This is a genomic window from Bifidobacterium lemurum (assembly GCF_014898175.1).
Taxonomy (GTDB): domain Bacteria; phylum Actinomycetota; class Actinomycetes; order Actinomycetales; family Bifidobacteriaceae; genus Bifidobacterium; species Bifidobacterium lemurum.
Genome location: NZ_CP062948.1, coordinates 73,544 through 96,767 on the forward strand (window position 1 = coordinate 73,544; position 23,224 = coordinate 96,767).

The window sequence follows — 23,224 nt, forward strand, 5'->3', positions numbered from 1 at the left end:
GACGTCAACGTTGCGGCACGACGATGCGTTGGCCGGCCTGCAACGCACCGGATTCCAAATCGTTCAGCTCGATCAGTTCGTCGACCGTATTCGACACATCCTGCCCCGCGGGAGTGATGCTCGACGCATACGACCACAACGTGTCCCCCGGACGCACGATGTAGCTGGACACGGCGGTCGCGCCCGACTCCGAATGCGCCGGAACCGGCGAAATCACACTGATTCCCGCCCAAGTCAAAGCCGCCGCCAGCAACGCCACAACCAGCTTGCCCCGTGCGGTCAGACGCATCGTCCCATGGGATCGCGCGGCGCTGCCCCTCATCACACCCTTGTCCATCATCACAGCGGTTCCAGCCATCGCAACCACATCCTTTCGAACACCTGTTCTATCGAACACTTGTTCTGATTGTGGCACATCTGTTCGACAACGTCAACACGACAAGTCGAACAGATGTTTGATTTCACATGATTTGCACGATACACTGGTCACAGCCGCCCGAAAGGAGCCCCGACGTGAGCATCATCACCATGACCCCACAGCCATCATCAGCAGACAACGCGCTGACCGACCGCCAGCGCAAGGTGCTGGAGGCCATCCGCACGCATATCGACGCCCATGGCTTCGCCCCGTCATTCCGCGAGATCGGTGAATACGCCGGACTGAAAAGCCCATCGTCGGTGAAACACCAGTTGCAGACCTTGGAAGACAAAGGCTTCATCCGCATGAACGCCAACAAAGGGCGCGCCATCGAAGTGGTGGCATCCCCGCAAGGCGACGAGGCGACGCCCGCGGCCCGGCCCGCACAGTCCGAAGCTCCCACCGCGACGGCGACCATCATCCCCTTCCCCGAAAGCGAGTCGGTGATGCAGTCGCACGATGTGCCGCTGGTGGGCCGCATCGCGGCCGGCGTGCCCATCACCGCCGACCAGCACGTGGACGATGTGATGCGCCTGCCGGAGAGACTGACCGGAAACGGCACGCTGTTCATGCTGGAGGTGCACGGCGACTCCATGGTGGACGCGGCCATCTGCGACGGCGATTTCGTGGTGGTACGCGAGCAGAGCACCGCGGTGAACGGCGATATCGTGGCGGCGCTGCTCGACGACGAGGCCACCGTGAAAACCTTCCGCAAGCAGGACGGCCATGTGTGGCTGATGCCGCACAATCCCGCCTACTCCCCCATCGACGGCACCCACGCGCAGATCATGGGCAAAGTCGTCACCGTGCTGCGCAAGCTCTAAAACTCACGCATGCAGCTGCTCGGCGGACGGGGTGGTGTATCCCTCCGGTTCGAGCTGGAACGTGGTATGCGGCACCGACACCGGGAAGTGCTCGCGTAGGCAGTCCTGAAGCTGCTGCAGAATCCCCTCCGCCTGTTCCATGCTCAGGCCCCGCTCCACCACCACATGGGCCATGAGTATCGGCATGCCGGTGGATACGGTGCTGGCGTGCAGGTCGTGAACGGCGACCACATGCGGAACGCCTTCGAGATGTTCGCGCACCGCGTTGAGGTCAAGCCCCTCCGGCGTCTCCTCCAACAGCACACGCACCGCGTTGCGCAGCAGGGTGACGGCGCGGGGGATCATCATCAGGGCGATCAGGCCGCCGGCGACCGCGTCGAATCCCGCCCATCCGGTCGCCATCATCACCACGGCGGACAGCACCACGGCCACCGATCCGAGCGCGTCGTTCAGCACTTCGAGGAACGCGGCCTTCATATTCATGTTGTCGCCGCGCTGCGAGGCGAGAATCACTATGGACCCGATGTTGGCGGCGAGTCCGAGGATGCCGAATGCGAGCAGCAGACGGGCGTCATGCACGTCATCCGCCGACTCTCCGAATAGACGCAATCCGGCTTCGATCAGCGCGTACGCGCCGACGCCGAACAGCACAAGGGCGCCGCCCGCGGCGGTGATGACCTCCAGTCTGGCCCAACCCCAGGTGCGGGTGCTGTCGGGCTTGCGGCGCATCAGCATGGCGGTGACCGTGGAGGCGATGAGCACGGACATGTCGGTGAGCATATGCCCGGCGTCGACAAGCAGGGCCAACGATTCGGTGAGGGCCGCGCCGACGACCTCCGCGAGAAACACCGTTCCGGTCAGCGTCAAAGTCAGTATCAGCCGCCGCTGATGCTCCGCCGAATCGCCTCCCGCGCTTGCGTGCGTATGATCATGCGCCATCGTCGTCCGCTCCCCTCGTCCCGTTCCTAGTGAAACCGCTTCTCAATACCATTTGCAGTTACGTTCCAATACGACGAAACCCCGGCCGAAGCCGGGGTCTCATCACCGTTTTCACCATAGCACACGCCGCGTAGAGCCCATCGCGCTACGCGAAATCCCGCACCGATGCGCACGGCCCCAAAACGCACGGAACGAAGGCGCACAGAGGTACGTCGAGTTCCGAGCAACACCGACGGCGCTCCATCGGTACCAGGACACAAAATCCCGCACCGATGCGTGCGCCCCCCAAGGCGCACGGAACGAAGGCGTACAGAGGTACGTCGAGTTCCGAGCAACGCCGGGGGCGCTCCATCGGTGCGGGATTTTGCTAGAAGCCGAATTGGGCGGCGGTCTCCCTTAACGTCTCCGCCGAGCGCTTCAAGGCCGCGAGCTCCTTGTCGGACACCGGGGTGTTGATGGCGGTGTTGACGCCGGAGCGGTTGATGAGGGTGGGGACGGACATGCAGACGTCGGAGATGCCGTGGAAGTCCTTGAGCATGGAGCTGACGGGGAGGATGCGGTTGGAGTCTTTGAGGACGGCTTCGATGATGTCGACACCGGACATGCCGATGGCATAGTTGGTCGCACCCTTGCCGTTGATGATCTTGTAGGCGGCGTTCTTGACGTCCTGGTGGATCTGCTCGCGAACGTCGGCGTCGAGGGGCTCGTGGCCGGGCAGCGGGGTCCAGTCGCACATGGGGACGCCGCCGATGGTGGCGGAGGCCCACAGCGGGACTTCGGAATCGCCGTGTTCGCCGGCGATGTAGGCGTGGACGTTCTTGACGTTGACGCCGGTCTGCTCGGCGATGAGGAAGCGCAGACGGGCGGAGTCGAGGTTGGTGCCGGAGCCGAAGACCTGGTTCTCGGGCAGGCCGGAGATCTTCTGGGCCACATGGGTGGCGATGTCCACCGGGTTGGTAATGAGCATGAAGATGGCGTTGGGGGCGACCTCGACGAGTCCGGGGATGATGGATTTGAGGATGTTGATGGTGGCGCCGACGAGTTCGAGGCGGGACTGACCGGGCTTCTGGCGGGGGCCGGCGGTGATGACGATCATGTCGGCGTCGCGGCAGACCTCGCGGTCGTCGGAACCGTCGATGGAGACGGTGGGATAGAAGCTGGAGCCGTGCTGCATGTCGAGCACTTCGGCTTCGACGCGTTCCTTGGCGATGTCCTGGAGCACGATTTCGCGGGCGATGCCGCGCTGGGCGGCGGCGAAGGCCAGTGTGGAGCCGACAGCGCCGGCACCGATCACAGCAAGCTTGGTGGGCTTAATAAGCGATTCAGCCATGGGTATCTCTTCCTATCACTTCCCGTTTTTTGGCGGGATTCCATCCAAACAACGTCTTCACTCTACTCGTCCGCTATGACGTTCCACCATGGAAGCGCTTTTCGCAAACAGCTGGAACCACTGGATTGTTATCGCTAACATTCTTGTCGTAACACACGTGAGCAAGCTCACACGCCCGTCATCTGCCGCGGACCCGATCAGTCGATGGCCTGTTCGACGATCTGCGCGGCCAGATGGCTGTCGACGTCCGCCTCAAGCATCACGCCGTCGTCGCGGTAGTCCAAAGCGATCACATTGCCGTATTCGCGCACGCGCGAGAGCAGCGCGCCGGCCGTATAGGGCAGCAGCGCGTTCACATGCACATGCGGCACCGGCAGCAACGCTTCGACGGCGGCGCGCAGCTCATCCAATCCCTCGCCCGAGTAAGCGGAGACGAGATGGGAGTCGGATTCCAGATTGCGCAGACGCTCGCGCACGCTTTCGTCGACCAGATCGATTTTGTTGAACACCAGCAGACGCGGGATCGAAGCGGTTCCCTCGATGTCGGCGAGCACGTCGTTCACCGCGTCGATCTGCGAGAACGGGTCGGGATGGGAGCCATCGACCACATGCAGGATCACGTCGGCCTCGGCCACCTCCTCCAACGTCGATTTGAACGCCTCAACCAATTGGGTGGGCAAGCGCCGCACGAACCCGACCGTGTCCACATAGGCGTACAGGCGGCCGTCCTTGGCTTTGGCGCGGCGCACGGCGGTGTCCAGCGTGGCGAACAGCGCGTTCTCCACGAGTTCCGTCGAACCGGTCAGCCGGTTGGTCAGCGAGGATTTGCCCGCGTTCGTATACCCCACCACGGCGATGGTCGGCAGTCCGAAGCGGCGTCGCGAGCCTCGTTTGACCTCGCGGGCCGGCGCCATCTGGCGGATCTGCTGACGCAGGCGCGCGATGCGCGTGCGGATCACACGGCGGTCCATTTCGATTTTCGTCTCGCCGGGGCCTCGCGAGCCGATGCCGCCGTCCGCGCCCGCGGCACGACCGCCGGCCTGACGCGACAGGGAGGCGCCCCAACCGCGCAGTCGCGGCAGCATGTACTGCAATTGGGCGAGCTCCACCTGCGCCTTGCCTTCGCGGCTGGTGGCGTGCTGGGCGAAGATGTCGAGAATCACGGCGGTGCGGTCCACCACCTTCACTTTGGTGGCGTCCTCAAGCGCGCGACGCTGAGAAGGCGGCAAGTCGTCGTCGACGATGATGGTGTCGGCCTCCTCGCGCGCCACGATGTCGGCGATCTCCTTGGCCTTGCCCGAGCCCACGTAGGTGGCGGCGTCGGGCCGGGAGCGATGCTGCAAAAGGCCATCGCACACCACCGCGCCCGCGGTTTCGGCGAGCGCCGCCAGCTCGCGCAGGGATTCCTCGGCTTTGGCGGCGGTGCTGTTCTGCGACGACCACACGCCGACCAGCACCACGCGTTCGAGTCGCACCTTACGGTATTCGACTTCGGTGACGTCCTGCAGTTCGCCCATGCCCACGACATGTTTGAGCGCGTTGCGGGACTCTCGCTCCTCCCATTCCTGGTCGCCCGCCTCATCGAACGCGGACACACCTGAATGGTCGTCCAGCAGAACTTCGGAACGCCCGGAGAGCACGCCGGCGTCGACACCGGCAAAACGGTCGGCTTCGGTGGTTGCGGTGCCGTCAACGGCGCTTGTCTCGAACGATTCCGTCCGCTCGGATTGGGTCTCCAGGCTCAATGCCACCTTCTTCTGCTCTCGCATCACACGGTTGAACTATCGTCTTTATTATCATCGTGTGAGCAGACATGACGTAAGCCGACCGAGGAAGTCGGATTGGAAGTCGGATTCGAGGAAGTGAGGATGACGATGGCCGAACAGTATTTCGCGGCGGAGCCCGCGTCGAAGGATGTGCGCCGCACGCTGAAGGTGTCGCTGCGCGGCAACGACGCCACGGTGCAGGTGTCGAACGGCGTGTTCTCCGGTTCCCGCTTGGATCTCGGCACGTCGGTGCTGCTGCGTCAGGCGCCCGAACCGCCGAGTCAAGGCGCGTTGCTGGATTTGGGTTGCGGCTGGGGGCCGGTCGCCCTGTCGCTGGCCTTCGAGTCGCCGCAGGCCGACGTGTGGGCCGTGGATGTGAACGAGCGCGCGTTGGAGCTGACCGCCGCGAACGCGAAGGCCAACGGCCTCGCCAACGTGCATGTGTCGCAGACTGGTGCCGATGGCGTGCCGTTGGCCGATCAGCCCGTATCCGATGCGCTGGCGTGTGAGATTCTGCCTGACGACCTGCGTTTCGATGTAATCTGGTCGAACCCGCCGATTCGCATCGGCAAGGAAGCCTTGCACACGCTGCTGCTGGCATGGCTGCCGCGGCTGAAGCAGGGCGGCGCGGCCTATCTGGTGGTGCAGAGGAACCTCGGCGCGGATTCGCTGATCCCCTGGTTGGACGAAGCGCTCGGCGACGGGTACGCGGTGGGCAAATACGCCAGTTCCAAGGGATTCCGTATCATAGAGGTTTTGCGTAACAACTAGCCGCACCGCCTCAAGACACCGCCGCGTAGAGCGCTGTCCATCGACGGCAAGGGCAAGGACGGAGCATATGAAATACGAGTATCCATCTGAACTGCCGGTGTCGGCCGCACGCGGCGAGATCGCCGAGGCCGTGCGTTCCAGCCAGGTGGTGATCGTCTCCGGACAGACGGGCTCCGGCAAAACCACGCAGCTGCCGAAGATTCTGCTCGAGCTTGGCCGCGGCGCGCATGGACGGCAGATCGTGCATACGCAGCCGCGCCGTATCGCCGCACGCACGGTGGCGGAGCGCATCGCCAGCGAGATGGGCGTGCGTCTGGGCGACGAGATCGGCTATCAGGTGCGGTTCACCGACGAAAGCTCGCCGAACACGCGGCTTCGCGTGGTCACCGACGGTATTCTGCTCGCGCAGATCCAACGCGACCCCAAGCTGATGAAATACGACACGATCGTGATCGACGAGGCGCACGAACGCAGTCTCAACATCGACTTTCTGCTCGGCTATCTGACCGCTCTGCTCCCCCAGCGCCGCGACCTGAAACTGGTGATCACCTCCGCCACCATCGATTCGGTGAAGTTCCAGGAGCATTTCGAACGCGCTTTGGGCACGGCGGTGCCGGTGATCGAAGTGTCGGGGCGCACCTATCCGGTGCGGATCGCCTACGAGCCGCTCGGCGCCGCGCCCGCGCTGATGCATGAGGTGCCGGGTTTCGCCACCGGCGCGCGTCCCGGCGACGACGACCTCGACGCGGGCATCACCGATATGCCCACCGCCGTGGCCCGCGCATGCGCCGAGCTCATCATCCATTCGAGCCATGAGCGCGGCGCACGCGATATTCTCGTGTTCGCGTCCGGCGAGCGCGACATCCACGAGTTCGAGGCCGCGCTGCGGCACCATTACGGTCCGCGCGCGGCGGATATGCGCCGCCCCGACGCGATCGAGATCATGCCGCTGTTCGCGAGGCTGTCCGCCAAGGAGCAGCATCGCGTGTTCGAGCCGCATACGCATCAGCGCATCGTCATCGCCACGAATGTGGCGGAGACGTCGCTGACCGTGCCGGGCATCCGCTATGTGGTCGATCCGGGCATGGCGCGCATCTCACGCTATTCGAAGACGGCGAAGGTGCAGCGTCTGCCGATCGAGCCGATCAGCCAGGCGAGCGCCGACCAGCGTTCCGGCCGATGCGGCCGTATCGCCGACGGCATCGCCATCCGCCTGTACGCGCGTGAGGATTACGAGACGCGCCCGCGCTTCACCGAGCCGGAGATCCTGCGCACCTCACTGGGCGCGGTGGTGCTGCATATGCTGTCGGTGGGCGTGGCGCGCACGGCCGAGGATGTGACGAATTTCGGCTTCATCGACCCACCGGATATGAAGGCCGTCTCCGACGGTTTCAACGAGCTGACCGAGTTGAAGGCCATCGGCCGCAAGCGCGGCGAGGTGACGCTCACGCATATCGGACGCCAGCTGGCGCGCATTCCGATCGACGTGCGTTTGGGCCGTATGGTGATCGAGGCGGCGAAGTCCACGTCGCCGAACACGCTGGCCGCCATGCTGGTGGTCGTGGCGTTCCTGAGCCTGCAGGATCCGCGCGAACGCCCGGACGAGGCGCGCGACGAGGCGGACCGCATCCACAACCGCTACGCCGATCCGACCAGTGATTTCCTCACCGCGTTGAATATCTGGGACCGCGTGTTCCAGGCGGATGGCGAGCCGAGCAACAACGCGCTACGCCGGATCTGCAAAGCCGAGTATCTCAACTGGCTGCGTATGCGCCAGTGGAAGGATCTGGTCTCGCAGCTGCGTGAGATGTGCCGCGAGATGAAGTTCAAGGTGGGTGAGCCGCTTCCCTCCTCGCGCGCCGGACTGGAGATCCGCCAACTGCCGATCAACCAGCAGGCCGCACATTCCCTGTGCTGCGCGTGGGACGCCGAAGGCATCCACAGGTCGATGCTGGCGGGGCTTCTTTCCATGATGGGCATGCAGGTGGTGCGAGAGCCCAAGGCCTCCGATTTCGCGGGGCTTTCCGGCGCGGCTCGGGCGCGTGCCATGAAGCGCGCGCAGAAGCAGTCGAAGAACGATTATCAGGGCGCGCGCGGCACGCATTTCGCCCTCTTCCCCGCCTCCGCGGTGGCCAAGGCCACGCCGGCTTGGGTGATGAGCACGGAGCTGGTGGAGACGAGCCGCCTGTGGGCGCGCTATTCCGCCGCGATCGACCCGGCGTGGGCCGAACCGTTGGCGGGCTCGCTCACCCGCACCACCTACGCCGAACCGCATTGGTCGGGTTCGCGCGGTTCGGCGGTGGCCACGTCAAAAGTGCTGCTGTATGGCCTGCCGATCGTGCAGGACCGCACCGTGCAGTGGGGCCGCATCAACCCGTTGGAGGCGCGAGACTTCCTGATCCGCCAAGGTCTGGTCGAAGGCGACATCCAGCAGCGCTTCAGCTATGACGAGTTCGTGGCGAAGAACCGCGACGTGCTTGAGGAGGCGGCCGAGGACGCGAGCCGCACGCGCCAGATCGCCGACACGGTCTCCGACGAGGATCTGTACGATTTCTACAACGCGGTGATCCCCCACGAGGTGACCTGCGTGGCCGATTTGGCGAAATGGTGGAAGGTCGAACACGATGAGCATCCCACCTTGTTGGATTTCGATCCGGCGAAGGTGGAACGTCTGGCCGACAGCGAGTCGGTGAGTCTCGACGACTATCCCGACCATTGGCATACCTTGGGTTCCGACGGCCGCCCCATCGATTTGCGGCTCAGCTACGTGTATGACCCGCACGATCCGCACGACGGCGTGACCGTGCATGTGCCAATCAAGGCGCTTTCGCGCGTCTCCCCCGAACAGTTCACATGGAACGTGCCGGGCCTGTTGGACGAGCTACTGCTCGCCATGATCAAATCCCTGCCCAAGCAGCTGCGCGTGCAGTTCGTGCCCGCTCCGGACACGGCCGCCAAACTGCGCGACTGGATCGACGAACACTACCCCGACCTGCCCGGCTCCGGCTCGCAGGGCAAGCCGAATCTGCCACCCCTGCCGGCCGACGGAGAGGCCGCGCGTTGGCCTGATTTCGCGCATGTGTTCACACAGGCCGCCATCCAGGTGGTCGGCGCGCAGATCCATCCGGAGGTGCTGACCGGCGAATTATGGGACAAGCTCGCCCCGTATCTGCGTATGACGTTCTCGGTGGAGCAGACGTTGCCGCCCAGCCGCAACCAGCGCGGCCGCCGTCGCGCGCGCGGGCCGGTGAAGGTGATGGGTGTATCCAAGGATCTGGTCGCCCTGCAACGCGAGTTCGCCGCGCAGGCCGAAGCGTCGGCCCGTCAGATGGTCCAGCGTCAGGCCGAGCAGGCGGCCACTCAAGGCAAGCTGGTCGAGCAGGCGAATCTGCTGCACAAGGCGGGCGCGACCACCGAGTCGCGCGCCGCGATGCTTTGGAAGGGCGCGCTTGACGCGCTGCGGCTGCCGGCCGACCGCGTCTCCTCGCGCTGGCTGGGCGGCGAGGCGCTGATGCTCGCCTCCGCGCCGTACCAGTCCACCAAGGCGCTGGTGGAGGATTTGCAGTTGGCCGCGGTCAAGCGTCTTCTGCCCGAGGTGGACAAACTGCCCGACGATGAGGCGTTGGCGAACGCCGTGCTCGACGTGCAGCAGGTGTATGAGGACACCGTGTACGCGGTGGCGCATGACGTGATCGCGATTCTGACCCGCTACGCCGAGGTCGACAAGGCGGTGTCCGGCAAGGCTGACCTGCCGATGCTCTCGGTGTTGCAGTCGATTCGCGAGCATATCGCCACGCTGGTGTTCCCCGGCTTCATCGGTGCCGCTCCCCCGTATTCGCTGCGCCATATCGAGCGGTATTTGAGGGCCGACCTCGCGCGCCTGACCAAGGCGAAAACCGATAAGAACCGCGACGTGCGCTGGGCATGGGAGGCCGACGAAGCCAAACAACTCGTGGACAAGGCCTTGGACCGCGCCAAGCGCGAACCGGCCGGGCCTCGCCACGAGGCGCTGACCAAGCAGGCCGACGAAGCCCGCTGGATGCTCGAGGAGTTCTATGTCTCCCTCTGGGCGCAGGAGCTCGGCACCCCCAAACCCATCAGCATCCAACGCCTGCGCAAAGCCTTGGCCTGATTGATTGCGGCTGAGGCAGCAACGGGTACTTTCGTTACCCGTAGCAGAGATGACTCGACTTCGCTCGGCATGACGCTATAGACATCATCAACGTCATGCTGAGCGAAGCGTAGCACAGTCGAACCATCCCAGCTCGCCCCAATAAGGACTTGATTTACCGCTACGCCTAGTCTTTGACGACTTTGAGATAGCGCGCATATCCTGCGTCGATGTCGACGAGCACCTCCATCGTCGAGGCGGCGTTGGCGAATACCTCAGTGTCTCAGGCAGCGTCGTTGAAAACATTCACGATGATATCGAATAATCTTCCTCTACTGCTTTCACTGGTGGCGGTATCATGCTGTCATAAACATTCAGGCGTGTTATAGGGGGTTGGGCGATGTTGCAGCCAGTGGATGATGGGATGCTCCAATCCCAGATCGGTAACGAGGAGAACACGAAGAAGAACCTCATCACCCCCCTGTTGCAGACTCGTTGGCCCGGTGAGAATAGCATCATAATGGAGTATCCGGCCAGTGACGGGCGTATCACGGTGGACGAGTACGGCATGGCGCACCGTGGTAGGGCAAGGAAAATCGACTATCTGCTCCTGCATAACACGAATCTGCCGTTGGCATTGGTGGAGGCCAAGGGTCGTGATCATGCTGCCTCGGAGGGCTATCAACAGGCCATCGATTACGCGAAACGATTGGATGTCCCGTTCGCATACGCCACGAATGGTGACGACCTGATCGAGCATGATATGCTTTCCGGTTTGAATCGTGAGATGAAGCTCGCTGACTTTCCCACACGTGACGAATTATGGAACCGTTATGTCAGGCAGAAAGGAATGAGCAAGAAACAGGCGAATGATTACTCCTACCCGTATTATCAGACCGCCACGGGCAAGACACCGCGCTATTACCAGCGCATCATTGTCAACAAGGCCATGGAGGCCATTCAACGAGGGCAGAGGAAGTTGCTGATTGTGTCGGCGACCGGCACAGGCAAAACGTTCGAGGCGTTCCAGATCATCTGGCGGTTCTGGAAGACAGGTATCGCCAAGCGCACGTTGTTCCTAGCTGATCGCTCGATTCTGGTGGATCAAACCATGCGTGAGGATTTCGCCCCATTCGGCGAGCACATGGTCAAGTTCGACAATTCACGGATTGATACGGCCCATGAGATATATCTGGGCATCTACCAACAGTTCGTAACTACCAAGGATGGTGAAGTCCGGAAGCATTATAAGCAGTTTCCCCGTGACTTCTTCGATCTAGTGGTGGTGGATGAGTGTCATCGCAGTTCCGCCGATCAAGATTCCTCATGGCATGAAATTCTCGACTATTTCGACTCAGCCATCAAGATTGGTATGACCGCCACGCCTAAGGAAGACTCAGATCCAACGAAAAGCAACATTGCATATTTCGGAGATCCAATCTACACGTATTCACTCAAACAGGGCATCGAGGATGGCTATCTCGCGCCTTACAAAGTCGTGGTTCCCGAGCTGGACATCGACCGCGATGGTTACACGCCTTCCAAGGAGACCACGGACGTAGACGGCAATCCGATAGAAATCAAGCTATACGAGCAGAAGGATTTCGATCGGCAGATTATCGTGCAGGACAGGCGTGAACTAGTCGCCAAACGCATCGCCGAATACATGCGAGTCAACGACATGCGGTTTGGTAAGACCATCGTGTTCTGTGAGAGCATCGAGCACGCACACGCCATGCAACGCCTGTTGGAGAACGAGAACGCGGACCTGGTGGCCGAAGACTACCGTTACTGCATGTCAATCACCGCCGATGACGACGAGGGCAAGGCCCAGTTGGATAACTTCATCACGAACAAAATGAAGTATCCGGTGATTGCGGTGACCAGCAAGCTCATGTCCACCGGCGTGAACGCGAAAACCTGCGAACTGATTGTGTTGGACCGTTCCATCGGTTCAATGACCGAGTTCAAGCAGATCATCGGACGCGGCACCCGTGTGGTCGAGCATTACAAGGTGGGCGGTGAGGAAAAGTCGAAGATGTATTTCACTATCCTCGACTTCCGCGCCAACTACCGCAAATTCAACGATCCCTCGTTTGACGGCGATCCTGTGGATGTGATGAACGTGCCGGAAGGCAAGCCCATGCCCAAGCCGCCCATTAAACCATCCAACCCACCGGAAACCGGTCACATCCCAGAACCGAACCGGCGTATGGCCAAGGTCGCAGGCGTGGAGGTGTCCATCGTGGGCGAGGCCGTCAAATACATGGACACCGACGGGCACCTTGTAGAGCAAAACCTCACTTCGTGCATCCGCAACAACATCGTAAGTCAGTATGAAACTTATGATGCTTTCCAAGCCGCGTGGGAACTGAACAAGCACAAAAGCCAGATGGCTTCCGACCTGCTGCTCGGCGACGACTGGGGAACCAATTTCAAGACACGCTACGGCTATGACGTGGACCCATTCGACATCATCTGCTGCTTCGCCTACCAGATGGACCCGCCTATGAGCCGCGAACACCGCGCACGTCGTGCCAGTATGCAACGATTCATCGACCACGAGTGGCATACGGACGATCAACGTACCCTGCTGCACCTTCTCTTGGACGCTTATGTGGTCTCCGGTTTCGAGTCCCTGCGCAACCTCGACACGTTGGATTTGCCACAGTTCCGCGCGGCAGGCTTCAAGAAACTCAAGGCCGTTAAAGCGTTTGGTGGCAAACGGGGCTATTACGATATGCTCGATGCAGTAGAAAATGCACTCTATCTGAAGGATTAACAAACACGTATGAGTCTTGCAGCCCTTGTCAAACGCTTGGAAAACATCATGCGCCCGGACGCCGGCATCGATGGTACAGCGCAACGATTAAGCCAGATCGTATGGATCCTGTTTCTCAAAGTGTTCGACTACAAGGAAGAGGAAGCCGAACTCGACGACGATTACACGCCCGTCATCCCCGAGGGGTACCGGTGGCGCGACTGGGCCACTGGCGAATCCGTCAAAGACCAGCGCACCGGCGACGAGCTCATCAATTTCGTGAACAACGAACTTATCCCCGTGCTCAGCGGCAACCCCATTCAGGATGAACACAGCAACACCATCATCCCCTTCCCCAGCACGTCTCCCCGAGCACTGTTGGTGAAAGACTTCATGAGTCGCACCCATAATTACGCGTCTAACGGCATCCAACTGCGCATGGTGCTCAACGTGTTCGACGAAGTGGACTTCTCTGATGCCGAGGAAACCCATGAATTCAACGACGTATACGAATCCCTGTTGAAGTCTCTCCAGTCCGCTGGCAAGGCGGGCGAATTCTATACGCCGCGAGCAGTCACCTCGTTTGCCGTGCGCCACGTTGACCCCAGAATCGGCGATACAGTGGCCGACTTCGCATGCGGTACCTGCGGATTCCTCGTGGATGCCCTGCGTCACTTGGAGGCGCAGGTGACCGAAGGTGACGTGGATGCTCTGCACACCGTACACAAATCGTTGATTGGCGGCGAGCTCAAGCCCCTGCCCTACATGTTGGGCATCACCAACCTCATGCTGCACGACATCTCCCTACCCAACATCACCTACGGCGACTCATTAAGCGCCAAACGACTCCTCGACTACGACGAGGACGAAGACGGCGCGGACTGCATAGTCATGAACCCACCCTACGGAGGCGTCGCCACTAGCGAAGACAAAATGGCCTTCCCTGCAGACCTGCGTTCCAGCGAGACCGCCGATCTGTTCGTCGCCCTGATTATCACCAGACTACGCCGCAATGGTCGCGCGGCTGTCGTATTGCCCGACGGGTTCCTGTTCGGCACCGATAACGTGAAAACCACCATCAAGCAGAAGTTGTTTAAGGAATGCAACCTGCACACCGTCATCCGCCTGCCTGAATCCGTGTTCGCCCCATACACGTCCATCACCACCAACATCCTCTTCTTCGACAAGACCGGCTCCACCCAGGAGACATGGTTCTACCGGTTCGACAAGCCAGAAGGCTACAAGCACTTCTCCAAAACCAAGCCACTCCTGTCCCGTCACATGGAGTCAATCGACCATTGGTGGGACAACCGCGTGGATATTCCCGATCCAAACAATGAGGATCTGTGGAAGGCACGTAAATACACGATCGAGGAGTTGCAAGCCAACGGATACAACCTCGACCTGTGCGGATATCCGCACGAGGAAGAGGAAATCCTGCCACCCGACCAACTCATCGCCGAATACCGCAGCAAACGCGCCGAACTCGACCAGCAGATCGACACCAAACTTGCCGCTATCTGCCACATCCTCGGCATTGAGGCAGGTGAATGATGGACGCCAAAACACTCCGTAACGCCATCCTCCAAGCTGCTGTCCGGGGCAAGCTCGTTGAGCAGGACGAGAGCGAAGGCACCGCCGACGAACTCCTAGAACGCATCCGTACCGAACGGGCCGAACTCATCAAACAGAAGAAGATCAAAGCCCCCAGAGGCGGCGAATCCCACATCTACCACGATCAGGACGGCCACTGGTACGAGCAAAAGGGCAAAACCGACCCTATCTGCATCGACAAAGACATCCCTTTCGACATCCCAGACAACTGGACATGGGCACGACTCAAGTCAATTACCACTTATATCCAGCGTGGTAAATCGCCGAAGTACTCTCTGATCGAAAAGTATCCAGTGGTTGCTCAGAAATGTAATCAATGGAGTGGTTTCTCCCTGGAGAAAGCCAAATTTGTCGATCCTGAAACCATAGAAAAATATGATGAAGAGCGAATACTCCTCACTGGAGATCTGCTGTGGAATTCTACAGGATTGGGCACATTGGGCCGCATGGCGGTTTACGATTCTAACCTCAATCCTTACGGATGGGCCGTTGCAGACAGTCATGTCACTGTCATTCGCACTCGATCTCACTGGTCAAACTATTGGTACCTCTTTAGCTACTTTGCCGGACCATCAGTTCAAAATGTGATCGAAGAGCAATCCAGCGGTACCACAAAGCAAAAGGAACTCGCTCTCTCAACCGTACAGGATTATTTGATTCCATTACCTCCGTTTGCCGAACAGCAACGCATCGTCAACAAGATCAACGAGTTGACTCCCCTGATTGACGACTATGGTAAGGTCCAGGAACTCCGCAATAAACTGGATGCTGAACTGCCAGACACACTACGAAAATCCGTGTTGCAGGCTGCTGTCCAGGGCAAGCTCGTCGAGCAGGACGAGAGCGAAGGCACCGCCGACGAACTCCTAGAACGTATCCGCGCCGAACGGGCCGAACTCATCAAACAGAAGAAGATCAAAGCCCCCAGAGGCGGCGAATCCCACATCTACCACGATCAGGACGGCCACTGGTACGAGCAAAAGGGCAAAACCGACCCTATCTGCATCGACAAAGACATCCCTTTCGACATCCCAGACAACTGGACATGGGCACGACTGGGGGCTATCGCTGTGATTGAGCGTGGCTCTGGCATAAAACGTGATCAAGTGATGGAATCTGGCTATCCTTGCATACGTTATGGCGAGCTCTATACAACATATACAGGGATGATTCGCGAATGCAGCTCTCATACTAATAAAGAGGTTTTCGACAAGAGTCATCATCTTTTGCCAAATGAACTATTGGCCACTTTAACTGGTGAAAATGATATCGACATCGGCCGAGCAGCCATTAACAAAACAGACAAAATACTCGCTTATGGCAGTGATCTTGCTGGAATCAAGTTCCATCACCAAAATGGCGACTATCTCTGCAATCTACTAAATTCTCCTTTTGTCAACTCGCAAAGGACCAGTGCCGCAAATGGGAAAATAATAGTTCATATATCAGCATCTGCTATCTCAGCATTTCTCATCCCTATTCCTCCACTTGCCGAACAGCAGCGTATCGTCAACAAGATAGCCGAAGTCAATGAGCAAATCGGTACAATACGACAATAGAGAAGGATGCCAGGGAATTCGAATAGATCGCAGGTCAAACACATGGAAGCAGCGGAGACTCTTATGAGTGACTCACAATCAGACTATCGCCAACGACTTTACGCGCAATTGGTATCTGCCCGTGGCAGATTACAGTACACAGCTACAGCTCATGAGAAAGACGCCGAGCGCCTGACAAAGCTGAACAATATACTTCACTGGCTCCAAATCGCACTGTCTGCAACTACTGCCGGCAGTTTCCTCATCGTCGCCTTTCCAATACAGGCAAAAGTCATTGGCGCAGCATGTTCGACCATATTGTGCGTACTGAGTGCCGTTACTAAAAACTACAGCCCAAAAGCTAAAGCTCAGTCCCATCGTCAAGCTGCCGATCAATTGTGGAGTCTGCGCGAACGCTACGAATCTCTGCTATGTGATTTCACAGAACTAGATGATGAAGCCATCCGACGCAAACGTGACGACTTATCAAATGAGGTAGGAGAGATATACAAGCATACGCCGAGAACAACCGCAAGGGCTTATCATCAAACGAAAAAAGCTCTTCAGCGTGACAAAGAACAAACCTTTGATGAAGACGAAGCCGAACAATTCCTTCCGCCGAAACTGCGATATTTGTCCGAGAAAAGTAAGTGAGGGATAATCCGTCTACTCACTGATGGGCACTATGATACGGTCTCTGCCTATGCAGATCCCATCACGAACGACATAGCATTCTACAAAATGGTTACCGTTGAAATTGCTATGTTCTATTCGTTCATGCTTTCCTTCATCCTTAATGATTTGCCCCCGCAGCATATTGCGACGGTACGCTTCCTCGCCACGATTACGTATCTTCCAGTACACAACACACGACTGATCCATTTCCGTCGGTTTCTGAATGAAGAATCGAAGTTGCTTATCCCGGCGCAGAGGCATGCGTTCTCGCAGCAAACCACTGAGAAAGAACGGACGAAACCCATTTTGAGTAATCTTGCAATCGATATACACATCCATCGATATGCGAATAGGGAATCTATCTTCGATAAACTCTTCCTGGTCACTGCATCGGTAATCTCTGAGCCAATTGGACTGATGCCGTTTGGATTCTCCATCAACAATACTGCTTGTAAAGAGTTTGCCGAACAGATCGCTTAACGCATCCTCACGCTCTTCTTCCGATTCAGCTTGTTCCAGCTTGTCAGCAGCTTTACTTGCTTTTCGAATGAATTTCCCTTTCCCTTTATCGCGGATCTGCTGGTTACTGCCGAGAGCATGCCAGAACGATTGCTGCTGGTTTTGACGCCCAAAATAGGAGAATAGTTCTTGCAGCATAGTGTACGTCTCATCGAAAGCCGCTGACTTCGGCATGTGGCCATTAAGGTAATTGTTGACGAGTGTGTCGATAAGTAACCCACTGAATGAAATTCCTTGAGCGTCAGCCCATGCTCTTGTCGAATTGCACAAGCGCACGAACCATCCGAAAGATTCTTCCTCCATACGAGCGCATGCCTTCTGTTCAGGAAACGGATCTGTGCGCTTCCAAGAACCCCCATCATGTGTATCGGGATAATCAAAACTGCCATCCGTATTGGCGAACGCCGGAACCAAATCGATAGTAAATCTTTTCGAAGAGAAATCAATAACAACCGCTTGGCCATCACCTTTTATAGTGGTTTGAGGGAAACGTTCAAGTAGCGTATTCCGGATATCTTGTAAGAGGTCGGTTTGACCATGCTGATGGTCACTGTATTGTTTCTTGATATCCGAGGGAAGGTCATATAGCACATCAATATCGCTAGTTTGTGCAACTGCAGTTCCACGACCAACCGACCCGACAACAATCATGTTATCCGTGTCGGAGTCAGAATCATAGAAATACCGGTTCAGCTTTTTAGTCACCGTTTTCAACGAATCGGTGAAATACTCCCTCTTGAATTTTCAGAGCAAGTGCAACGGGTGTGAATGATATGGGCCCATGGGTTCCCGATAGCATGGTGTTTGCTTACGACAACCAGACATCGGGAGGGCCCATGGGCCGGTACACTCATCTTACCTTGGCCGAACGCGAGGAGATCATGCTGCTCAGGCACGAGGGCAGGAGCTATGGCGAGATCGCCCTGGCCACGGGCAGGGACAAATCGACCATCAGCCGCGAGATAGACCGCAACTCGTTCAAGGTCGGCACGGGCCGCTGCTACCGCGCCTCGACGGCCCAACGCCGTTACGAGGAACGCCGGCTCGCCTGCGCGCGTCCGCGTCGCCTCGACGACGGGGAACTGGCCGGGCTGGTCGTGCGGCTGATCGCGCGGGAGCGTTGGTCCCCCGAGCAGATCGCGGGCAGGATTGGTCTGGAACGGCCCGATCTGGCCGTCTCCGCGTCGACGATCTACCGGGCGATCAACGGCCGCGAGCTCGACCCGCCCGATCTGGCCCGCACCCGCCGCGGGATCAAGGGCCGGCTGCGCCGCAAGGGCAAACGCCGGCACCGCAAGGACGGGCCCGAGGAACGCCGGGGCAAGATCCCCGACGCAAGGCCCATATCGGAGCGGCCCGCCGAGGTCGAGGAGCGTTCCAGGCTGGGCGACTGGGAAGGCGACACCGTCGTGGGTAAAGGCGCGGGAGCGTGCCTGGTCACGCTCGTGGACCGCAAAAGCGGTCTGCTTGCCGGCGGACGCGCCGCCACGCACACCAAACGCGACGTCGCCCGCGTGGAGAGCCGGATGCTCCGCGAGCATCCCGAGACGCGCACCATCACCCTGGACCGGGGCATGGAGTTCGCCGATTTCAAGAAGGTCGAGCAATCCACCGGCGCGGTCTGCTACTTCGCGCTGCCGCACCACCCCTGGCAGCGCGGCAGCAACGAGAACACCAACGGCCTAGTCCGCGAGTACTTCCCCAAAGGCACCGACTTCGCCACCATCGACGACGACCAGGTCCAGGCCGTGTACGACGCTATCAACCACAGACCACGCAAACGCCACGGCTACAGGACACCCTGGGAAATCCACCACTCAACAACGTTGCACTTGCTCTGAAAATTCAAGCCTAGAATCCAAATGAATTTCTGTGAAAAACCGTTCGTATGTCGCGTTTCCATCCACTGAAATCTTCTCCCTATTCTCTCTGTTTGCCTGATTCTCTTCATCCTTCAGGAAAAATAATCTGACTTTCTGTATGTATGCTTATCGCGAATGCGATTACCGTATTGGCTGTGGGTGAGTATCTCACACCATCATCACCGCATTGCACCAAGCGTTTGGCCATCTACGCGGCTTCCTACTAAGCTGAGCACTCCTTGAAGCTCCTTACCAGTTTGCCGACCAAGAGCCCAATTCCTTGTTATGCTGAGCATCGTATTCACATCCATCCCATTCTTTCATACTGATCTAAGACAAGGATACTACTAGATATAGTATATATCTACCACTTTTACCACTACATATAGCGATTTGCAGCAGACACCACCAATCACAAGACATCCCACACACACCATGCAACAATCAAGAGCATTATAGCACATATTCGAACATATGTTCGCATATGTTTGTATGTCCGAAAGCATGGAGCATGACTCTTTCGACTGCGGACAGGCGGCGCATCGACAAGGTTGCGCATGGGCACGCTAACCTGTTGACCATAGAAGGCAGAGACCGTTCCTCTACGGCGAACAGTACGCACGCGGCCGCCACCTGAAGCACACCATCGAACGCGAAAAAGTTCAGCCTCTGCGACGCATCCGCAACCTCATGGGCAGGATTGCCTAGGCGGACTGGCCGTCACAGTCGGCATCGTCGACATCAACAGTACGTACTGAAAAGCAAGACAAACCCGCATATCAGCATGTTCCAGCATGAACATCCATCGGCTTCGAATTCCACACTCCAATCTTGCCTACAGCCACACAGCCGCAACATTGCCCAAGCCTCACAAGCAATCCAGCGGCCTCTCACACCCTCTACCGGACGATGTTCCTTCTCTTGTGGGCTCGATCTCTCTACGCAGATGGATGATGCACAGGAAGGCGATTACGGCGGCGGGCAGGCACAGCGCCAGACTGCCACGTACGCCGCCGCATAGGTCGATAAGCATGCCGCCGAGACTGGAACCGATGATCGAACTCACTCCCGAGACCATCGACGTCCACCCATACGCGCGGGTCAGACCATTGCCTTCGCTTCTCACCTCACCGGTCAACGCGTCCAGGGTCGGACTCGTCAGCAGTTCTCCCATGCTGAACATCACGCCGAATCCTATCGGCACCAGCATTGACGGCGGCAACGCCAGCATCAGGAAAGCGGGAACGAAACTCGCAAAGCCCATAGCGAGAATCGCCGTATTGCGAACATCGTGCAGCGCATGCACCAACAGGGGTATTGCACGGCGAGGATGAACACGGCGTTGCCGATATAGATCGCATTCGCTCCGGTTTGCACCCCGAAACCAGCGTATGCCGACAACGGCACGACCAACGACCATTGGGAATAGATCAGCCAGTACATCACAGTCAGCATGATGACCATGACGAAAGCGGGTTCCATACGGTCATGTCCGGTCCCACTCCGTTGCACGGACGGGGATACTCCTCCGAGGTCCTCCGGTGGTTTGAACCGCAATGGAAGCAGACCGAAGGCGAGCAGTACGTATGCGCTGATGCAGATCAGCAGTATGTCATCGAACGGCAATACCAGATACAGTATCGCGCCGACCGCAGGTCCGACCAAGGCTCCGGCGTTGACCGCTATCGATCTCATGACGACGAGTCTACGATCCGTCGACTGGCGCATGAGTTCGGTTTTGACGCCGAGATTCGCGGCAGCACTGCCGAGCGAGGCGATTATGGCGAAGCACACATACATCACCGTGTTCGTTTCGAACAGGAACACCAGCAGTCCGGCGGCTCTCATCAGCATTCCCAGAACGGACAGCGGTTTGGAGCCGAACCTCGCGTTGATGCGTCCGATTATGGACGAGCGTGCCAGTCCGAATCCCGACAGCACTCCCAGAATCAGTCCGACCTGTCCCGCGCTTTGCCCTTTCTGCATCAGCTCCAACGCAAGAAAGGGATTGATCATAAAGGTCGCGATGCCGGACAACACGATGGACGCCATGATCGGCATCGTCGAATTCGTCATACGCTCAGCCAACCCGCACCTCCACGCAATGACGGACGGCAAGTAACGTCTTCATAATTCCATCCTCCCAAAGGGTTGTCTTCCACGCCCTACACCATCCGACGTCAACAAGGCAATCCCAACAATTCCCGACCATGCATGGTGATATCGCGATGGAGCGATACCTCTCTCGACGCCGCAGTATAGGAAACGCAGGGTATTGACCTCTTGAGATGACACCTTCATGCAAGAACACCGCCACAGCCAACGAACGATCCCGCTCGACCTGCATGACTCTCAGGTCCTCAAACGAAGGCGGGCACGACGCCCGGTTCCAGCCGTAGAATGGACGTAGCGCACTGAGAACGAAGAGGTTTGGTATGGGACTGTTCAATAGGGATGACGATTATGTATCGCCGTTCGACACCGATGACGCTCCGGACTATGTCAACCCGGATGTCGAGGCGGCGCGCATCAGCCAGCAGGTTGATGCCGAGCAGGACCAACGCGAACATATCGCCAGGATGCGCAAGCTTCAGGACGCGGCATCATCTCGCCCCAGCCCGGCGGGTACGGCACGCGACGTCCAGATGTCCATCCGTCAAGCGACGAAGCCCGTCAACCGGGCGAATCATTGGTCCATGCGACAGCCCAAACGACAATCGCAACCGCATGCGTCGGCGAAATCCATGCAACGCAATCAAGCATACGGTCCCGATGCCAAGACTTCCCAAGGCAAACGTTCCGGATACGCCATCGCCGCGTTGGTGCTCGCCGCCGTTGCGGTAATCGGCTTCGGTGAGACCTCCTCCATGGTCCTCACCATCGTGGCCTTGGCGTTGGCCATCGTCGCCATCTTCCGGACCGACGCGAACTCCCGGAAGTCGGGGCGAGTGATGGCGGTTGCCGCGTTGGTGCTCGCCGTCGTCATGCTCGCCATACAGACGGCGATACTGATTGTGGAGAACACGTCCCATAGCGACATATCCTGGACGTCTTCCGGACTCGTCACCGACTACGACGGATACGAGACGTCCGACGAGCCGTTCACCGTCGCGGACCATTCCGGCACGGTAAGCGACTATAACGGGCAAACCTACGACATCACCATCGATCAGGCGGCCTACGGATTGACCGACGATTACGACGGCAATCCCCAGCTGATCGTCTCCTTCACCGTGACCAACAACGCCGATGAGGCATGGTCGCTGAATTCCATGGCGTATGTCGACGTGATGCAGAACGGCGTCGGCCTGGATCAGGCGTACGGTTTCGAGAACAACGCCGCAACCCGCCAGCTTGGATTCGCTGACGCCGACGGCGGCGACGACATCGAATCCGGCCAGACGCAGACGGTGACGATGGCGTTCACTCCCACCGACGTTTCTTCGCCGATTCTGGTGTATGTGTCCGGAGTCAACGAGGCCGTCCAGTCCGCGTTCGTATTCGCTGACGGCCAATCAACCGGACCGCTCACGCAGATCGACGCCGCCGATATGGAAGCTCCCCCACAGGCCGGCGAGACCGAACGGGAAGGCATGACCACGATGGCCGACTATGACGGGCTGTCGCGCATCTCCTTGCGGTTCGATTCGGTACGGCAGGGTCCACAGGATTACGACGGCAACGACACGGTGATGCTCACCCTCACGTGGATCAACGAAACCGACAGGCCGTATTCGCTTGCGGATCTCGGCGCGGTCGACCTTGCGCAAGACGGCCACGAGCTGAGCCGAGCCTATATCAGCGATGCCCTCTCACAGGGGTATGACGAGGCTGCGATGTATCGCTTGGTCATGCCCGGCGTGCCGATGAGCGTCGACATCTGCTATACGCCCACCGGTGATGACGATTCCTTCGAAGCGTCGTTCAACGCCTATTCGTCCTTTGACGACATGGAAAGCACGCTCTCCCTCGAATAGCGTGTTCACCGCACGCTCAGCCGCCGCCGTTACAATGGCTTGCGATGAGCACGAAACAACAAACGAAACGCACGAAACGCAGCCGCGGCCGTTCCCTCGCGAAGGCGTCGACGCTCAAG

Annotated in this window: 16 protein-coding genes; 9 read left to right on the forward strand and 7 right to left on the reverse strand. The window is 58.9% G+C overall.

Translation table 11 applies throughout. The annotated features are described in order from the left end of the window. Positions 1 to 4: 4 nt before the first annotated feature. The gene (locus BL8807_RS00320) at positions 5 to 358 is read right to left on the reverse strand and encodes a LysM peptidoglycan-binding domain-containing protein (RefSeq protein WP_072725127.1); all 354 of its coding nucleotides are present in this window, start codon (positions 356 to 358) and stop codon (positions 5 to 7) included. Between the two features lie 170 nt (positions 359 to 528). On the opposite strand from BL8807_RS00320, the gene lexA reads away from it, so the two are divergent. Then, the gene (lexA, locus tag BL8807_RS00325) at positions 529 to 1,242 is read left to right on the forward strand and encodes a transcriptional repressor LexA (protein ID WP_072725279.1); all 714 of its coding nucleotides are present in this window, start codon (positions 529 to 531) and stop codon (positions 1,240 to 1,242) included. A gap of 3 nt (positions 1,243 to 1,245) precedes the next feature. Here lexA and BL8807_RS00330 read toward each other — a convergent pair whose 3' ends face one another. The 3 genes from BL8807_RS00330 to hflX all read right to left on the reverse strand — a co-directional run bounded on the left by BL8807_RS00330 (position 1,246) and on the right by hflX (position 5,151). Further along, complete coding sequence (locus BL8807_RS00330; protein ID WP_072725125.1) at positions 1,246 to 2,181, reverse strand: cation diffusion facilitator family transporter; 936 nt, start codon at positions 2,179 to 2,181, stop codon at positions 1,246 to 1,248. Between the two features lie 367 nt (positions 2,182 to 2,548). Next, positions 2,549 to 3,511 carry an L-lactate dehydrogenase gene (locus BL8807_RS00335; RefSeq protein WP_072725122.1) on the reverse strand — a complete coding sequence of 321 codons (963 nt, stop codon included), beginning with the start codon at positions 3,509 to 3,511 and terminating at the stop codon, positions 2,549 to 2,551. Between the two features lie 197 nt (positions 3,512 to 3,708). Beyond that, positions 3,709 to 5,151: a GTPase HflX gene (gene hflX, locus BL8807_RS00340; protein ID WP_072725277.1), complete on the reverse strand. Its 1,443-nt coding sequence runs from the start codon at positions 5,149 to 5,151 to the stop codon at positions 3,709 to 3,711. 234 nt (positions 5,152 to 5,385) lie between these two features. Here hflX and BL8807_RS00345 point away from each other — a divergent pair, with 234 nt between their 5' ends. From BL8807_RS00345 to BL8807_RS00370, 6 genes are all read left to right on the forward strand, one after another. Further along, complete coding sequence (locus BL8807_RS00345; protein WP_072725275.1) at positions 5,386 to 6,048, forward strand: class I SAM-dependent methyltransferase; 663 nt, start codon at positions 5,386 to 5,388, stop codon at positions 6,046 to 6,048. Between the two features lie 67 nt (positions 6,049 to 6,115). Next, a complete protein-coding gene (gene hrpA, locus BL8807_RS00350) occupies positions 6,116 to 10,180 on the forward strand; it encodes an ATP-dependent RNA helicase HrpA (protein WP_072725120.1) in 4,065 nt (1,354 codons plus the stop codon). 379 nt (positions 10,181 to 10,559) lie between these two features. Continuing rightward, positions 10,560 to 12,941 (forward strand): EcoAI/FtnUII family type I restriction enzme subunit R, encoded by a 2,382-nt coding sequence (hsdR, locus tag BL8807_RS00355; protein WP_083570169.1) that lies wholly within the window; start codon positions 10,560 to 10,562, stop codon positions 12,939 to 12,941. Positions 12,942 to 12,950: 9 nt separating this feature from the next. Then, complete coding sequence (locus tag BL8807_RS00360; protein ID WP_072725116.1) at positions 12,951 to 14,474, forward strand: class I SAM-dependent DNA methyltransferase; 1,524 nt, start codon at positions 12,951 to 12,953, stop codon at positions 14,472 to 14,474. Next, on the forward strand, positions 14,471 to 16,093 hold the full coding sequence (locus BL8807_RS00365) for a restriction endonuclease subunit S (RefSeq protein WP_072725114.1): 1,623 nt from the start codon (positions 14,471 to 14,473) through the stop codon (positions 16,091 to 16,093). Before BL8807_RS00360 ends, BL8807_RS00365 begins: the two co-directional genes overlap by 4 nt. 63 nt (positions 16,094 to 16,156) lie before the next feature. Further along, a complete protein-coding gene (locus BL8807_RS00370) occupies positions 16,157 to 16,726 on the forward strand; it encodes an SLATT domain-containing protein (protein ID WP_072725273.1) in 570 nt (189 codons plus the stop codon). A gap of 12 nt (positions 16,727 to 16,738) precedes the next feature. On the opposite strand, the gene BL8807_RS00375 is transcribed toward BL8807_RS00370, so the two are convergent. Continuing rightward, positions 16,739 to 17,980 (reverse strand): nucleotide-binding domain-containing protein, encoded by a 1,242-nt coding sequence (locus BL8807_RS00375; RefSeq protein ID WP_226847390.1) that lies wholly within the window; start codon positions 17,978 to 17,980, stop codon positions 16,739 to 16,741. 122 nt (positions 17,981 to 18,102) lie between these two features. On the opposite strand from BL8807_RS00375, the gene BL8807_RS00380 reads away from it, so the two are divergent. Beyond that, positions 18,103 to 19,107 carry an IS30 family transposase gene (locus BL8807_RS00380; RefSeq protein WP_072727158.1) on the forward strand — a complete coding sequence of 335 codons (1,005 nt, stop codon included), beginning with the start codon at positions 18,103 to 18,105 and terminating at the stop codon, positions 19,105 to 19,107. Positions 19,108 to 19,996: 889 nt separating this feature from the next. Here BL8807_RS00380 and BL8807_RS00385 read toward each other — a convergent pair. Together BL8807_RS00385 and BL8807_RS00390 are read right to left on the reverse strand one after the other, a co-directional pair. Then, complete coding sequence (locus BL8807_RS00385; RefSeq protein WP_072726802.1) at positions 19,997 to 20,392, reverse strand: MFS transporter; 396 nt, start codon at positions 20,390 to 20,392, stop codon at positions 19,997 to 19,999. Further along, positions 20,359 to 21,216 carry an MFS transporter gene (locus tag BL8807_RS00390; protein ID WP_143249053.1) on the reverse strand — a complete coding sequence of 286 codons (858 nt, stop codon included), beginning with the start codon at positions 21,214 to 21,216 and terminating at the stop codon, positions 20,359 to 20,361. The genes BL8807_RS00385 and BL8807_RS00390 overlap by 34 nt, the downstream gene beginning before the upstream one ends. Positions 21,217 to 21,563: 347 nt before the next feature. Here BL8807_RS00390 and BL8807_RS00395 point away from each other — a divergent pair, with 347 nt between their 5' ends. Further along, positions 21,564 to 23,105, forward strand: coding sequence for a DUF5067 domain-containing protein (locus BL8807_RS00395; RefSeq protein ID WP_072726804.1), 1,542 nt, complete (start codon positions 21,564 to 21,566; stop codon positions 23,103 to 23,105). Positions 23,106 to 23,224: the final 119 nt, after the last annotated feature.

What these genes read in the sequence shown, in the direction of transcription:
- BL8807_RS00320 (WP_072725127.1), bottom strand. Translation starts at nt 358, where the DNA reads ATGGCTGGAACCGCTGTGATGATGGACAAGGGTGTGATGAGGGGCAGC.
- lexA (WP_072725279.1), top strand. Translation starts at nt 529, where the DNA reads ATGACCCCACAGCCATCATCAGCAGACAACGCGCTGACCGACCGCCAG.
- BL8807_RS00330 (WP_072725125.1), bottom strand. Translation starts at nt 2,181, where the DNA reads ATGGCGCATGATCATACGCACGCAAGCGCGGGAGGCGATTCGGCGGAG.
- BL8807_RS00335 (WP_072725122.1), bottom strand. Translation starts at nt 3,511, where the DNA reads ATGGCTGAATCGCTTATTAAGCCCACCAAGCTTGCTGTGATCGGTGCC.
- BL8807_RS00345 (WP_072725275.1), top strand. Translation starts at nt 5,386, where the DNA reads ATGGCCGAACAGTATTTCGCGGCGGAGCCCGCGTCGAAGGATGTGCGC.
- hrpA (WP_072725120.1), top strand. Translation starts at nt 6,116, where the DNA reads ATGAAATACGAGTATCCATCTGAACTGCCGGTGTCGGCCGCACGCGGC.
- hsdR (WP_083570169.1), top strand. Translation starts at nt 10,560, where the DNA reads ATGTTGCAGCCAGTGGATGATGGGATGCTCCAATCCCAGATCGGTAAC.
- BL8807_RS00360 (WP_072725116.1), top strand. Translation starts at nt 12,951, where the DNA reads ATGAGTCTTGCAGCCCTTGTCAAACGCTTGGAAAACATCATGCGCCCG.
- BL8807_RS00365 (WP_072725114.1), top strand. Translation starts at nt 14,471, where the DNA reads ATGATGGACGCCAAAACACTCCGTAACGCCATCCTCCAAGCTGCTGTC.
- BL8807_RS00370 (WP_072725273.1), top strand. Translation starts at nt 16,157, where the DNA reads ATGAGTGACTCACAATCAGACTATCGCCAACGACTTTACGCGCAATTG.
- BL8807_RS00380 (WP_072727158.1), top strand. Translation starts at nt 18,103, where the DNA reads ATGGGCCGGTACACTCATCTTACCTTGGCCGAACGCGAGGAGATCATG.
- BL8807_RS00385 (WP_072726802.1), bottom strand. Translation starts at nt 20,392, where the DNA reads ATGGGCTTTGCGAGTTTCGTTCCCGCTTTCCTGATGCTGGCGTTGCCG.
- BL8807_RS00395 (WP_072726804.1), top strand. Translation starts at nt 21,564, where the DNA reads ATGGGACTGTTCAATAGGGATGACGATTATGTATCGCCGTTCGACACC.